Raw genomic sequence first — 14663 nt, 5'->3', positions numbered from 1 at the left:
CCCGAACCGGGACGGCGGCCGATTCGCGTTCGCGATCAGTGATCCTGGACGAAGGCATCGAGCAGCTTGCGGTAGAGGTCCGCGAAACGCTTACGGGCGTCCTGCTGTTCGGCGCTGAGCCCCTCGGTGAGCTCGGGCGCGTACACGATCACATGGACGTCCTGCTCCGGCGGTGCAGGCATCACATCGATAATCTGGGTGCCCTGATCGGTGGCCGTCGGCGTGCCGAGATCGACCGCCGAGAGCGCCCGAATCTCGGCCAGTGACGTATTCAGCACATCCAGCGCAAGCGTGCCGTTGAGTCGTTCCGTCGCGACACCAGGGGCGCGCTCGGCCGTGGCGTCCGGAGTCTTCACGGCACGGCCGTCGGCGTACACCTCGAGCATCGGGCGCAGGTCCACCCGGCCCTGCCAGCCATTGGGCAGGGTGGTCAACGTCAGCAATGCGACCGCGGGTGGTGCCTGCGGCGGCGCGTCCGGCGCCGGTTCGGCCGAGGCGACGCCCCAACTGCCCAGGAGTAGTACGACGAAAACCAGCAGCGTCGACTTCGTTCTCCGCATGAAATCCCCATCTTCGGTGTGCCACAAGACCATTACCATCGATCATCGCAGCACGTGAGCGTCTACCCGCCCCCGCACACCAGGGAGTCGCTCATTCGCCGAGGTGTCAACGCAGCGCGGGCGGACTACCGAGATCCGGCGCCGAGTACGTATCGCACGCCTTCACCTGCCCAGTCCGATAGCCGGTGAGGAACCACTTCTGCCGCTGATCGGACGAACCGTGTGTCCAAGCCTCCGGGTTCACCCGGCCCTGCGCCGCGCGCTGGATCCGGTCGTCACCGACCGCCGATGCCGCCGACAAAGCATCGCGAATATCATTGTCGGACAGTGGCTTCAAGAACGGCTGACTTCCGCCGGGGGCAGGCAATTTATCGGCGAAATGTGCCCAGATTCCCGCGTAGCAGTCGGCCTGCAACTCGGTGCGGACCGCACCGGACTCCGGGCCACGCGGATCGCGTTGCGCACGGCCGATATCACCGAGCTGGTTCTGAATGTGATGACCGACCTCATGCGCAACGACGTATTCCTGCGCGAGCGGGCCACCGCTGGAGCCGAAACGATCCACCAGCTCCTGGAAGAAGCTGGTATCGAAGTAGGCGGTCCGGTCGGCGGGGCAATAGAACGGTCCGACCGCGCTGGTCGCGTTGCCGCACCCGGTGGATGTCGCGCCGGAGAACAACACCAGCTTCGGCTGGGCATAACGCTTGCCGGTCTGCTGGGGCAACTGCGAAGACCACACGCCGTCCAGACTCTGCGCGGTAAGCACTACCCGGCAGTCGACATACTTATTGGCGTCGGCACCGGTCTTGCAGTGCGCCGGCGTACCCGCGGTACCCGGCTGCTGCACCGGGGCATTCTCGCTACCGTTCAACTGACCCAGCAGCGACCCGGGATCACCACCGAACAACAATCCGAGCACCAGCAGGATCAAACCGCCTGCGCCGCCGCCGAGCGCGAGCTTGCCCCCCATACCCGGGCCCCCACCGGACGAAGCACGATTCGGGTCGATCTGGAGGCCTTCATTGAAGGTCATGGTCATCGCTTTCTGTGTTATCGGCCACGCGGGCACGGCGGGTTCGCGGCCCCGAACGCTCGCGAACGGTCGCTTGTCGGGCTCGCTCTGTGGTGGCTGGGTTGGAGGTTTGTGGTGCGGATTGTCCTGAGACGTCGATGTTGCGGTTGTGGGGTGGCTGCTGAGGGACATGCCGGATTCGTGTCCAGCACGACCTGGTCGGCGACCTGGCGTCTACAGCTTGGCATGGCACTCGGATATCGGTTTCCTCTCGGCCGATGTGTCTAACTACGATGACTAGCGCACCGGTCGATCTCGCCTGGTGTCGGAGTCGTCGAAAGGAATCCCGTGCTGCGCACCCACTTGGCTGGTTCGCTGCGAAGCGAGCACGCCGGTCAGACTGTCACCCTCACCGGCTGGGTGGCCCGTCGGCGAGACCATGGTGGCGTGATCTTCATCGATCTGCGTGATGCGTCGGGTGTGGCCCAAGCGGTGTTCCGCGAGGGTGAACCCGCCACGCAGGCGCACCGGTTGCGCGCCGAGTACTGCGTTCGCGTCACCGGTGTGGTGGAGCTGCGGCCGGATGGCAACGAGAATCCGGACCTGCCGACCGGCACCATCGAGGTGAACGTCACTGAGCTCGAGGTCCTCAACGAGAGCGCGCCGCTGCCGTTCCAGCTCGACGAGCAGCCGGGTGAAGAGGCGCGCCTGAAGTACCGCTACCTGGACCTGCGACGCGAGGGCCCGGCCCACGCGATCCGGCTGCGGTCGAAGGTCAATGCCGCGGCGCGCGCGGTGCTCGCGACCCACGAGTTCGTCGAGGTGGAGACCCCGACATTGACACGCTCGACGCCAGAGGGCGCCCGCGATTTCTTGGTACCCGCGCGCCTGCAGCCGGGCAGCTTCTACGCGCTGCCGCAGAGCCCGCAGCTGTTCAAGCAGCTGCTGATGGTCGGCGGGATCGAGCGCTACTACCAGATCGCGCGTTGCTATCGCGACGAAGACTTCCGTGCCGACCGTCAGCCCGAGTTCACCCAGCTCGACCTGGAGATGAGCTTCGTGCGCCAGGAGGACGTGATCCTGGTCGCGGAGGAGATCCTCGAGGCACTGTGGAAGCTGGTCGGCTACGAGATCCCGTTCCCGATCCCGCACATGACCTATGCGGAAGCTATGCGACGCTTCGGTTCCGATAAGCCCGACCTGCGGTTCGGGGTGGAGATCACCGAATGCGCCGAATATTTCAAGGACACCCCGTTCCGAGTGTTCCAGGCGCCCTATGTTGGCGCGGTCGTCATGCCGGGCGGCGCGAGTCAGCCGCGTCGTCAACTCGACGCCTGGCAGGAGTGGGCGAAGCAGCGCGGCGCCAAGGGTTTGGCGTATGTGTTGATCAACGACGACGGCACCCTCGGTGGTCCGGTCGCCAAGAACCTGAGCGACGCCGAGCGCGAGGGCCTGGCAAAGCACGTCGGCGCGGTGCCGGGCGACTGCGTATTCTTCGCGGCCGGTCCGGCCAAGGCGCAGCGCGCGCTGCTGGGTGCCGCGCGTGGCGAGATCGCCCGCAAGGTCGGTCTGGTCGATGAGAACGCGTGGGCGTTCGTGTGGATCGTGGACGCGCCGATGTTCGAACCCACCGCCGACGCGACCGCCAGTGGTGATGTGGCGCTTGGCCATTCGGCGTGGACGGCGGTGCATCATGCCTTCACCTCGCCGAAACCGGAATCGATGGAAACCTTCGACACCGACCCCGACTCCGCGCTCGCCTACGCCTACGACATTGTCTGCAACGGCAATGAAATCGGCGGCGGCAGCATCCGTATCCACCGCCGAGACGTGCAGGAACGCGTCTTCAAGGTAATGGGAATCAGCCACGACGAGGCGCAGGAGAAGTTCGGCTTCCTATTGGACGCCTTCGCCTTCGGCGCACCGCCGCACGGCGGCATCGCCTTCGGCTGGGACCGGATCACCGCGCTGCTGGCCGGCCTCGACTCGATCCGCGAGGTCATCGCATTCCCGAAGACCGGCGGCGGCGTCGACCCACTGACCGACGCGCCCGCGTCGATCACCCCCCAGCAGCGCAAGGAAGCGGGTCTGGACGCCAAGCCCACCGGCCCCAAGACCGACGAACCCAAGGGCGCCGACATCAAGGGCACTGACACCAAGGGCACCGGCACCAAAGGGTCCGCCACAAAGGACAACCGCCCCGCACAGTAGCCCGAACCAAGGTACGTTCTGGTCAGTGTGCTGGTGTCCGACCACTCACGGACACCAGCACACCGCTGCCAAGAAACAGAATGCTCGACAGGTCCCCCACCAGCAAAGCAAGCAGTACCCGAACGGTTCGCAGGCCAATACCTCAACACCTGCCAAACCACCGCCCCCACTGGGGACAGAACGATCGGTGCCGCACCACCCCACTTACGCACCCACTCGCCACGACACCAGTTTTCGAGCGTAGCGAGATCGAGCACTAGAGTTCGCGGCCGGCTCGCGTCCGAGGGGCAAATACGATGCGACGAAGGAGCAAGTATTTGCCCCTCGGACGCGAGCCAAAGGGGGCCGCGAACACGCCGCGCCGAAGGCGCTGCCAAACAACACAGGGACGCTATTGCTGCATTTGCGCATGATCAGTCCGCCGGAGTCGACCGATAAGGTGCTCGCGGTACTTGCGGCGGATCCGGGTGTCACGCATGTGACCCTGGCTCGCGGTGTCGCGCTGGAGCCTGCCGGTGATCTGGTTCAGGCGGATGTCGCGCGTGAGGCCGCCAACGATGTGCTCGCCGATCTCACGGCTCTCGGGATCTGCCATTCTGGTGGCATCACGCTCGGGCCGGTGGAGACAGTGTTGTCGGATGCGGGGGAGCGGGCGATTGCGGATGCTCCGGGGGATCCGACCGATGCGGTGGTGTGGGAGGAGTTGCTTGCGCAGACTCATGAGGAGTCGACGCTCAACTCCACATTCCTTGCCTTCTTGACTATCGCCTGCCTGTTGGCTGCGGTCGGTGTGGCTACCGACTCGTCGGTGACGATTGTCGGCGCGATGGTGGTGGGGCCGGAGTTCGGTCCGTTGTCCGCGTTCGCGGTCGGTTTGGTGCGCCATGATTTCCGGCTCGCTCGACGTTCGGCGCTCGCGCTGGCTGTCGGGTTCCCGGTCGCGATGTTGGTGACGTTGGCGGCGACGCTGGTGTGGGAGCAGTTCGGCTGGATCACGCTCAATGGTGTGGAGAGCATCGAGAACGTCGACTTCATCTATGAGGTCGGACCGTTTTCGCTGGTTGTCGCGTTGTTGGCGGGTGCGGCCGGGATGTTGTCGATGGTCACCGCAAAATCGGCGGCGTTGGTCGGTGTGTTCATTTCGGTCACGACCGTGCCTGCCGCCGGATTCGCTGTCGTCGCGGCCACTTTGGGCCAGTGGCATATCGCGTTCATGTCGGCCGGTCAGCTCGCGGTGAATCTGACCGGCATTGTCGTCGCCGGTCTGGTGGTGTTGGCGTTGCGTCCGCGGGCAGGTCGTGCGGGTGGACCCATCTCGCGTTTCAAGCAGTGGATCGGCGTGCGGTCACTGGTCGATAGGTGAGTACGGCTGACCAATGACTGATGCCGGCGTGGTTCTCAAAGCGGGGACACCACGCCGCCGGAGAGGGCTCGGTAGGCGTAGGTCACCGCGATGACCGTCACCGGTGCCGCGACGAGCAGTCCGAACCCGCACAGCAGCGTGCCGGCGATGGTGATCACCGTGACGGCGAGCGCGAGCAGCAGCACTTGTCCTAGATTGCTCACCACCAGTGACGCGCTGGACTTGATGGCGGTGAACGGGCCATGGTCCTGGTCCACGACGAAGTGCAGCGAGAACATGCACAGGACTCCGATGGCTATGCCGGGAATGATGAAAAATGCCCAGCCGATCGCGGTCAGGACCAAGGCCAGTAATGCGGTCAGCAGTACATTGCCCGCGTTCACGAAGTGGAAGTAGGCGCCGAAAACCGTTTTGTTGCCGTCAGTTTCGTACAGTGCGCCACGAACCAGCGCGGCCTGCAGTAGCCAGATCCCGACCATAACCACCAGGAAGATCAACAGTAACGGCAGCAGTGAGGTCGGGTTCACGACTCGGACCAGCGCCACGAAGACGAGATAAATGAGGAATCCGAGTGCGGTGACGCCAAGCCAGGGCACTGGATTCGCCCGGAACTTCTCCCAGCCGTAGCTCAGCGCGTTTCCGACATCGAGGGTGGTCGGGCTGCCGCTGTCGGCTTGGTAACCGTAGGTCTGTTGCGGTCCGGTACCGGGCGCGCCATAGGTTGGTTGTGGTGGTGTGGTCGCGGGTGCGCCGTAGATCGGCTGTGGTTGTGACTGCGGCGGCACCATTGCTGGTGCACCATAGCTCGGCTGTGGCGCTATGGGCTGTTGAGGTTGCTGTGGTGGGGGCGATTGCTGGGGTTGTTGTGGCGTGACCGGCGGCGGCGCGACCTGCTCGCCGGCGTATCGCGCCGCACCGGAACCCTCGAATCGGGGAGTCCCGGCCTCGTGCTCATTCGGCTCGGTATCTGTCGGCACCGACTGCGGATCCGCGCTTTCGGAGCGCGCCCATTGAGCGGCCGACTCCTCGCCGCCGCTCCACTCGAGTGGTTCGCCAGTTGGATCGTTCGGTGTAGCGGACGGTGTGTCGGTCATCGAGGCAGACCTTTCGACGCAACTGGTTTGCGGTGTGGCGCAGGGCAGTTGACGATGAGAAAACCGGACGCGCGCAATGGTGTCAAGCCGGCGGCGGCCGGCCCGCAACCTCGCCGGAGACACGCCGAACGACACGGAAAGGTTGTGTAACCGCTCGCTAGAAGTGACTCGGTGCGAGTAGCTTGAGAGTCGATGACCGCACTATTGGCCGAACGCGCCGCCGAAGTCGTGGCCGCAGCGCAACACTTGCTTACAAAGCGAATGGGTGCTCCGGTAAAGCTGAGCGATCCGATCGAGCTCAGCGGCAGTGGTAGGACGACAGTCCTACGCGTGCGCGTGTCGGAAAACGCATTTTCACTGCCACGGACGCTGATCGTGAAGCAGGTTCGTGGTTCCGCCGAGGACCGCCGTAACGGTGGTCTGGCACCGGGGGTCGCCAGTATCGATTCCGCGTTCCTACGCGAGGCGGTGTCGTATCAGTTCACCACCTCGCTCAGGCGCGAGCATCGTCCTGGCGCCTACCTGATCGCGCACAGTCTTCCGGACCGATTGCTGATTCTCAGCGACCTCGGTGAGAACTCCCGGATGACGAGCGTGCTGCAGTCCGGTGCCGAACCGGCGACGCGCAACAGTCTGATGGCCTTCGCTCAGGCGCTCGGGCGGATGCACGCGGCGACCGTGGGACGCGAGGCGGATTTCGTCGCGCTATTGCGGCGCGTCGATGTGGTGCATCGCATCGACGGCATCGCGCAGCAGGCCGAGGCGGCTATCTCCGAGGTACCGGGCATGCTGCAGCGTGAGCTCGGCATCGAGGTGCCCGCCGAGATCGCCGAGCGAATCGTGCGCGGTAATCGGTTGTTCTCCGCGGGTCGCCATCGCGCGTTCAGTCCGTCGGACCTGTGCCCGGACAATGTGATCCTCAACGAGGAGGGTGCGCGCTTCCTCGACTACGAATGGGGCGGCTTCCGCGACGCCACCCTCGACATCGCCTACGCTCTGGTTTCGTTCCCCGGCTGCCTGTGCGATGTCGAACTCTCGCGCGAACGCGCCGCGCAGATGGTGGAGGCGTGGCGGTCGGAGGTGGTCGGAGTCTGGCAGTCGCTGGCCGATGACGACGTGCTCGCGGAGCGGATCCTGGAGGCCCGCTTCATCTGGGTGTGGTTGACCACCTATTGGTTCCTGCCCGCCGATCACACGCGCATCGCCGCAGCTCGTGAGCACGGTCTGTCCGTGCCACGCTCGGAGGCGCTGATCAACCGCTGGGCCGCGCTCGCCGAGGATGCTCGCTGCACCGGCGATGACGTGATCGGCGATTTCGCCGAGGATGTCTCCGCGATGCTCGAGGAGCGGTGGTCGGAATAGCGGACTCGAAGCCCGTACGCGGTACCTACCTTTGTGGGAGTGTCGGGGTCGCTCGGTAACGTGCAGGTCGTGAGTGAAAGCCTGTTCGACGTGCCCGGCGATACCGCGGCCTCGGGGCACGCCATCGATGATGTGGTGCGCCGCGATGCGGGCGCGCCGCTCGCGGTACGCATGCGGCCCGCTTCGCTGGACGAGGTGGTCGGGCAGCAACGCCTGCTCGGTCCGGGCTCGCCGTTGCGGCGGTTGATCGAGGGGTCGGGTGCGGCGTCGGTACTGCTGTATGGACCTCCCGGAACCGGGAAAACCACTCTCGCGTCGCTGATTTCGCAGTCCACCGGTCGCCGGTTCGAGGCGCTGTCGGCGCTGTCGGCGGGAGTCAAAGAGGTGCGGGTGGTCATCGATGTGGCCCGCCGCAGGCTAACCACCGGCGAGCAGACCGTGCTGTTCATCGACGAGGTGCACCGCTTCTCCAAGACTCAGCAGGATGCGTTGCTCGCCGCTGTGGAGAACCGGATCGTGCTGCTGGTCGCCGCGACCACGGAGAATCCGTCGTTCTCGGTGGTGTCGCCGCTGCTGTCGCGGTCGCTGGTGCTGCAGCTGCAATCGCTCACCGAAGCCGACATCCGCCTCGTCCTGGCCCGCGCGATCGGCGATCCACGGGGACTGGCCGACGAGTACACCGTGACCGACGCCGCTCTCGACCACATTGTGCGTATCGCGGGCGGCGATGCCCGCCGCGCGCTCACCGCGCTGGAAGCATCCGCGGAGTCCTCGCTCGACGGCACCGTCGATGTCGATCTGGTCGAGGCCAGCGTGGACCGGGCAGCAGTGCGCTACGACCGTGCCGGTGACCAGCACTATGACGTGATCAGCGCCTTCATCAAGTCCATCCGTGGCTCCGACGTCGATGCCGCGCTGCACTATCTGGCCCGCATGCTCAGCGCGGGGGAGGATCCGCGCTTCATCGCCCGTCGCCTGATGATCCACGCGAGCGAGGACATCGGTATGGCCGATCCCACCGCCTTGCAGACCGCGACCGCGGCCGCGCAGGTCGTTCAACTGGTCGGTTTACCGGAGGCTCGACTCGCCTTGGCGCAGGCCACTATTCATTTGGCGACAGCTCCGAAGTCCGGTGCGGTGACCGCCGCTCTAGGTGCCGCGATGGCCGATGTCGCCGCGGGCAAGGCGGGGGCGGTACCGCCGCACCTGCGTGACGGCCACTACGCCGGCGCCGCCGCGCTCGGAAACGCGAAGGGATACAAGTTTCCGCACAACGACCGCGACGGCGTCCTCGGTCAGCAGTATCCGCCCGACGAACTGATCGGCGTCGACTACTACGAACCCACCGACCACGGCTATGAGCGCGAGGTCGGCCCTCGCGTGCACAAACTCCGCCGGATCGTCCGGGGTCGCTGACTCGCCGCGGCGACTGTACCGGGCGCTGAAAAATCGGCTGCACAGCACCGGTAAGCTGGATACCTGTGCAGACCCACGAGATTCGACGGCGCTTCCTGGACCATTTTGTCCGTGCCGGCCATACCGAGGTGCCGAGTGCCTCGCTGATCCTGGCCGACCCGAACCTGCTGTTCGTCAACGCGGGCATGGTGCAGTTCGTTCCGTTCTTTCTCGGTCAGCAGACCCCGCCCTACGCGAGCGCGACCAGCGTGCAGAAGTGCGTGCGCACCGGTGATATCGAGAACGTCGGTGTCACCACCCGGCACAACACCTTCTTCCAGATGGCGGGCAACTTCAGCTTCGGCGACTACTTCAAACACGAGGCGATCAGCTTCGCGTGGTCGCTGCTGACCGATAGCGTCGAGGACGGCGGCTATGGTTTCGATCCGGAGCGGCTGTGGGCGACGGTCTATCTCGATGACGATGAGGCCGAGCGGATTTGGCGCGAGGTCGGCGTACCGCCGGAGCGTATCCAGCGTCGCGGCATGGCCGACAATTACTGGTCGATGGGCATTCCCGGCCCGTGCGGCCCGTGTTCGGAAATCTATTTAGACCGCGGTCCCGAGTACGGCATCGAGGGCGGCCCGGAGGCCGACGAGGACCGTTACCTCGAAATCTGGAACCTCGTGTTCATGCAGAACGAGCGTGGTGCGGGCACCAGCAAGGACGATTTCGAGATTCTCGGGCCGCTGCCGAAGAAGAACATCGACACCGGCATGGGTATCGAGCGTGTCGCCTTCCTGCTACAGGGTGTCGATAACGTCTATGAAACCGATCTGCTGCGCCCGATCATCGATAAGGCCGAGGAGCTGACCGGCCGGTCCTACGGCGTCAAGCATGAGGACGACGTGCGTTTCCGGGTTATCGCTGACCACGCGCGCACCGGTGCCATGCTGATCGCTGACGGGGTCAACCCGGGTAACGACGGCCGCGGCTACGTGCTGCGACGGCTGCTGCGCCGGATCGTGCGCTCGGCCCGGCTACTCGGTGCGGAAAAGCCGGTGATGGGCGAGTTCATCAAGGTCGTCAGCGAGCTGATGGCGCCGTCCTACCCGGAACTCGCCACCGATTTCCAGCGCATCGAGACGGTTGCGGTCGGCGAGGAGACGGCGTTCCTCAAGACGCTGAACACCGGGTCCACCCTGTTCGACAACACCGCCGCCGCGGCGAAGGCCAAGGGCAGCAACACCATTGCCGGTTCGGATGCCTTCACCCTGCACGACACCTACGGCTTCCCGATCGACCTCACCCTGGAAATGGCCGCGGAGGCGGGCCTTTCGGTGGATGAGGCCGGTTTCCGTTCGCTGATGGCCGAGCAACGCAAGCGCGCCAAGGACGACGCGCAGGCCCGCAAGCACGCGCACGCCGATCTGTCGGTGTACAAGGAACTGGTCGATCGCGGGGCCACCGAGTTCACCGGCTTCGACGAGCTGACCTCCGAGGCGCATGTGCTCGCGCTGATCGCCAACGGTGTCCGGGTGCCGGTTGCCACTGTCGGTCAGGACGTCGAGGTGGTCCTGGATCGCAGCCCGCTCTATGCCGAATCCGGTGGCCAGATCGCCGATCGCGGATCGATCACCGCCAGCGGGCTGAAGCTGCGCGTCAATGATGTGCAGAAAATCGCCAAAAAGGTATGGGTGCACAAGACCACCGTCGAGCAAGGTCAGATTACCGAGGGCGATGTCGTTCTCGCTCAAGCGGATCCGGCCTGGCGGCATGGTGCCACCCAGGGCCACTCCGGCACGCATATGGTGCATGCCGCGCTGCGGCAGATTCTTGGACCGAACGCGGTACAGGCGGGTTCGCTGAACAAGCCCGGCTATTTGCGCTTCGATTTCAATTGGCAGGGTCAGCTGTCGGAACAGCAGAAGGCCGATATCGAGACCGTGTCCAACGACGCGGTCGGTGCCGACTTCCCGGTGAATACGTTTGTCACCGACCTGACCAAGGCAAAGCAGATGGGTGCGATGGCACTGTTCGGCGAGAACTACGGCGACGAGGTTCGTGTCGTGGAGATCGGCGGTCCGTTCTCGATGGAACTGTGCGGCGGAACGCACGTGCGACATTCCTCGCAGATCGGTCCGATCACGCTGCTCGGTGAGTCGTCGGTCGGTTCCGGTGTGCGTCGGGTGGAAGCGTTCGTCGGTCTGGACTCCTATAAGTATCTGGCCAAGGAGCGCGCGCTGCTCGCCGGTGTCGCGTCGTCGCTGAAGGTTCCGTCGGAGGAGGTGCCTGCGCGTGTCGAGCAGCTGGTGGAGCGCCTGAAGGTGGCGGAGAAGGAACTCGAGCGCACCAAGATCACCGCGGTGCTGTCCTCGGCGGGCAAGTTCGTCGATGGGGCGCAGCGACACGGCAATGTACTGCTGGTGGCGGCCGCCGCGCCCGAGGGGGTCGCCGCAGTCGATCTGCGCACCTTGGCCACCGATATTCGCGGACGGTTCGGCAGCGAACCCGCGGTGGTGGTGTTGCTCGGCAACACCGACGGCAAGGTGCCGTTCGTGGTGACTGTCAACAAGGCCGCTCAGGATCTCGGGTTCAAGGCAGGCGATCTGGTCGGAGTCTTCGGCCCCAGCATCGCCGGACGCGGTGGCGGCAAGCCGGAGATGGCGCAGGGCGCGGGCTCGGATCCCTCGGGCATCGAGGTCGGACTGGCCGCGGTTCGCGCGCGGGTGGCCGAACTCGCCGGGTGATGACCGACCCAGAGAGTCCAGAGTCATCGCAGCGGTCCGAGCGCTCGCAGGGTTACGACCGGCCCGCTGCTGCCACCGATCCGGGTCGCGGCAGACGGATCGCCGTCGACGTCGGAAGTGTCCGGATCGGGGTCGCCTCCAGCGACCCCGACGGCATCCTCGCCACGCCCGTGGAAACCGTGGCGCGCGCGAAACCGAACGCGCGCAGCGGCGCGCCCGAATCGGACATACGCAGGATTGCCGAAATTGTGCGGGAGTATGAAGCCGTAGAGGTTATCGTCGGTCTTCCACGCACGTTGCGCGCCGAAAAGGGTTCTGCTGCAGCATTGGCGATGACGTTCGCGGATCGTTTGCGGGACGCGATCACTCCGGTGCCTGTCCGGCTTTCCGACGAACGTTTGACTACGGTGTCAGCTGCACGTGCATTGCGAGACAGTGGAGTTCGCGCACGTGGCCAGCGGCAGGTAATCGATCAGGCAGCGGCCGTATCGATTCTGCAAGGATGGTTGGACGAACGGAGTGCGGTGTTGAGGTCGGTCGAAACTGCGTCCGGAGACGACGCATGACGGATCGATGGACGCGGGCCGAGGAACGCTACCGACAGCGCGAGGCTGATCGGCGTTACCAGCGAAATGACGCGGCATGGGAGGAATACGACGACGACACCACCGTCATCCCGAGATACACAGATGAGGACGATGAGCCGTTGCCGGCTCCTGTGCCCGCCCGAGGTGGTGGTCGGCGGGCCCGCCGGGCCGCGCCGGACGTCGACGATGACGATGACGACGACCGTGAGCGGCCGCAGCCGCGTCGCACCCGAGCCAAGCGCCCGGAGCCGAGTCGTTCGGAAGGTCGTACGGCGTCGCGGCGCGGTAAGCGCTCCAGGGTCGCCTCGCGTAAGGCTGCGGAGCGCAAGCGGCGGCGGCGGAATCTTTGGGCGATCGGAGGCGTTTTCGCGCTGTTGTTCGTCGCCGCGGCGGGATTCGCCGGATACAAATTCGTGAAGTCGGTGTTCGGTGAGCCCGAGGATTTCGCCGGGCCTGCCGGGCCGCTGGTCGTCGTGCAGGTGCACCCGGGGGACACCTCGAACCAGATCGCGAACGCGATGGTGGACGGCGGCGTCGTCGCCAGCAGTGAGGCTTTCTTCCAAGCGGCGGTGCGGAATTCGAATATGAACGACGTGCAGCCCGGCTACTACGCGATTGCGAGCCGCAGTCCTGCCTCGCAGGCGGTGACCGCGTTGGTGAACAAGGAGTCGCGGGTCGGCAATCTGGTCGTTTCCGAGGGGCGGCAGCTGCACGACCAGCAGGACGTGAACACCGGATCGCGTAAGGACGGCATCTACCGCAAGATCGCCGCCGCCAGTTGCATCGGCACCGGCCCGAGCCAGAAGTGCGTCACATATGAGCAGCTCGCCGCCGCCGGAGCTGGGATGGATCTCGCCGCACTCGGCGTGCCCGCCTGGGCCGAGCAGGCGGTGCGCGATGTCCCGGATCGGGACCGGCAGCTGGAGGGGCTGATCGCCGCCGGAACCTGGGATTTCGATCCGAGCGGGACTGCGGAGCAGATCCTGAATCAGTTGGTGTCGGCGAGTGCGCGCAGTTACGAGTCGACCGGACTGTTGCAGTCCGGTGGCGAGACCCAGCTGCAGCCATTCCAGACGCTGATCGCCGCCTCGCTGGTGGAACGTGAAGCGCTGCCGCAGGATATGCCGAAGGTGGCGCGGGTGATCGTCAACCGGCTGCGGGTGAACCAGCCGCTGCAATTCGACTCGACGGTCAACTACGCGCTGGACCGCACCGAAGTCGCGACCACCGACGCGGATCGGGACAAGCGCACACCATGGAATACATATGCGATGCCCGGCCTGCCCGCCACGCCGATTTCGGCACCGTCGTTGAATGCGCTGCGCGCCATGGAAAGTCCCGAAGGCGGACCGTGGCTGTACTTCGTCACCATCGACAAACAGGGGACCACGCTGTTCACCGAGGGCTACTCCGAACACCTGCGGAATATTGAAAAGGCCAGGCAGAGCGGGATTCTCGACAGTGGGCGGTGATCCTGTCGTGGACCGGTACGCGATTCGTAAGGCGGCGGTGCTCGGTCAGCCGATCGCGCATTCCCGTTCACCGCAGCTGCATCTGGCGGCCTACCGTGCGCTCGGCCTGAACTGGACCTACGACCGCATCGAGTGTTCGGCCGAACAGCTGCCCGGCCTGGTCGGCGGGCTCGGGCCGGAATGGGTCGGCCTTTCGGTGACCATGCCGGGCAAAGAGGCCGCGCTCGCCTACGCGACCGAACGCACCGATCGCGCGATCCTGGTCGGCTCGGCCAATACACTGATCCGGCTCGATGAGGGTTGGCGCGCGGACTGCACGGATGTGGACGGAGTCCTCGGTGCGCTGCGGGGTGGCGGGGTCACTGAGATCTCCGAGGCCGTGGTCCTCGGTGCGGGCGGTACCGCGCGACCGGCGCTGCTCGCGCTCTCAGAACTCGGCGCGAAGCAGGTCACCGTCGTGGCGCGTAATGCGGGGAGAGCCCGTGGTGCGCTGGAACTCGCGCAGCGGCTCGGGCTGACCGCGACGGTGATCGGTGTCGATCCGGAGGTTGTCGGGCGGGCGTGTGCCCGGGCGGGTGCGGTGGTCAGCACGATTCCGGCGGATGCCGCCGCGACCGTCGCCGTCGCCGTCGCCGCCGCACCGGTGGTGCTCGACGCCATTTACAACCCTTGGCCGACCCCGCTGGCCGCAGCTGTCGCCCGCGCTGGGCACACCGTTGTCAGTGGTCTGCAGATGCTGCTCAACCAGGCGTATGGACAGGTCGAACAGTTCACCGGACGCCCGGCGCCGCGCACGGAGATGGCGGCCGCCATCGACCTCCCCGAAATCTGACACCGGTTCTAGTTTGGATCCGCCC

The 14663-nt window shown here is 65.6% G+C and carries 11 protein-coding genes; 8 read left to right on the top strand and 3 right to left on the bottom strand.

Annotation, left to right across the window (positions count from 1 at the left end; genetic code table 11):
• Window positions 1-35: 35 nt before the first annotated feature.
• Together LKE06_RS23670 and ypfJ are read right to left on the bottom strand one after the other, a co-directional pair.
• Entirely contained in the window at window positions 36-560 is a 525-nt protein-coding gene (locus tag LKE06_RS23670) for a hypothetical protein (RefSeq protein WP_228001570.1), read from the bottom strand.
• A gap of 106 nt (window positions 561-666) precedes the next feature.
• A complete protein-coding gene (gene ypfJ / locus LKE06_RS23665) occupies window positions 667-1593 on the bottom strand; it encodes a KPN_02809 family neutral zinc metallopeptidase (protein WP_228001569.1) in 927 nt (308 codons plus the stop codon).
• Window positions 1594-1920: 327 nt separating this feature from the next.
• Here ypfJ and aspS point away from each other — a divergent pair, with 327 nt between their 5' ends.
• Together aspS and LKE06_RS23655 are read left to right on the top strand one after the other, a co-directional pair.
• Entirely contained in the window at window positions 1921-3783 is a 1863-nt protein-coding gene (gene aspS, locus LKE06_RS23660) for an aspartate--tRNA ligase (protein ID WP_228001568.1), read from the top strand.
• Window positions 3784-4177: 394 nt separating this feature from the next.
• Window positions 4178-5146: a DUF389 domain-containing protein gene (locus LKE06_RS23655; protein ID WP_228001567.1), complete on the top strand. Its 969-nt coding sequence runs from the start codon at window positions 4178-4180 to the stop codon at window positions 5144-5146.
• A 35-nt stretch (window positions 5147-5181) separates the two neighbouring features.
• Here the strand turns inward: LKE06_RS23655 and LKE06_RS23650 are convergent, their stop codons facing one another.
• Window positions 5182-6240 (bottom strand): DUF2189 domain-containing protein, encoded by a 1059-nt coding sequence (locus LKE06_RS23650; protein ID WP_228001566.1) that lies wholly within the window; start codon window positions 6238-6240, stop codon window positions 5182-5184.
• Window positions 6241-6432: 192 nt separating this feature from the next.
• On the opposite strand from LKE06_RS23650, the gene LKE06_RS23645 reads away from it, so the two are divergent.
• The 6 genes from LKE06_RS23645 to LKE06_RS23620 all read left to right on the top strand — a co-directional run bounded on the left by LKE06_RS23645 (window position 6433) and on the right by LKE06_RS23620 (window position 14638).
• Entirely contained in the window at window positions 6433-7602 is a 1170-nt protein-coding gene (locus LKE06_RS23645; protein WP_228001565.1) for a phosphotransferase family protein, read from the top strand.
• A 90-nt stretch (window positions 7603-7692) separates the two neighbouring features.
• Window positions 7693-9018 carry a replication-associated recombination protein A gene (locus LKE06_RS23640; RefSeq protein WP_372477423.1) on the top strand — a complete coding sequence of 442 codons (1326 nt, stop codon included), beginning with the start codon at window positions 7693-7695 and terminating at the stop codon, window positions 9016-9018.
• 65 nt (window positions 9019-9083) lie between these two features.
• Window positions 9084-11747 (top strand): alanine--tRNA ligase, encoded by a 2664-nt coding sequence (gene alaS, locus LKE06_RS23635; protein ID WP_228001564.1) that lies wholly within the window; start codon window positions 9084-9086, stop codon window positions 11745-11747.
• The gene (gene ruvX / locus LKE06_RS23630; RefSeq protein WP_228001563.1) at window positions 11747-12313 is read left to right on the top strand and encodes a Holliday junction resolvase RuvX; all 567 of its coding nucleotides are present in this window, start codon (window positions 11747-11749) and stop codon (window positions 12311-12313) included. The genes alaS and ruvX overlap by 1 nt, the downstream gene beginning before the upstream one ends.
• Window positions 12310-13806, top strand: coding sequence for an endolytic transglycosylase MltG (locus LKE06_RS23625; RefSeq protein ID WP_228001562.1), 1497 nt, complete (start codon window positions 12310-12312; stop codon window positions 13804-13806). Before ruvX ends, LKE06_RS23625 begins: the two co-directional genes overlap by 4 nt.
• Complete coding sequence (locus LKE06_RS23620; protein WP_228001561.1) at window positions 13796-14638, top strand: shikimate dehydrogenase; 843 nt, start codon at window positions 13796-13798, stop codon at window positions 14636-14638. The genes LKE06_RS23625 and LKE06_RS23620 overlap by 11 nt, the downstream gene beginning before the upstream one ends.
• Window positions 14639-14663: the final 25 nt, after the last annotated feature.

The sequence above is a fragment of the Nocardia australiensis genome (assembly GCF_020733705.1).
Lineage (GTDB): Bacteria > Actinomycetota > Actinomycetes > Mycobacteriales > Mycobacteriaceae > Nocardia > Nocardia australiensis.
This window is presented reverse-complemented; position numbering and strand designations above follow the sequence as displayed.

Excerpts from the sequence above, each read along its gene's own strand:
- LKE06_RS23650 (WP_228001566.1), bottom strand. The coding sequence starts at position 6,240 with ATGACCGACACACCGTCCGCTACACCGAACGATCCAACTGGCGAACCA.
- ypfJ (WP_228001569.1), bottom strand. The coding sequence starts at position 1,593 with ATGACCTTCAATGAAGGCCTCCAGATCGACCCGAATCGTGCTTCGTCC.
- LKE06_RS23670 (WP_228001570.1), bottom strand. The coding sequence starts at position 560 with ATGCGGAGAACGAAGTCGACGCTGCTGGTTTTCGTCGTACTACTCCTG.
- LKE06_RS23645 (WP_228001565.1), top strand. The coding sequence starts at position 6,433 with ATGACCGCACTATTGGCCGAACGCGCCGCCGAAGTCGTGGCCGCAGCG.
- ruvX (WP_228001563.1), top strand. The coding sequence starts at position 11,747 with ATGACCGACCCAGAGAGTCCAGAGTCATCGCAGCGGTCCGAGCGCTCG.
- LKE06_RS23625 (WP_228001562.1), top strand. The coding sequence starts at position 12,310 with ATGACGGATCGATGGACGCGGGCCGAGGAACGCTACCGACAGCGCGAG.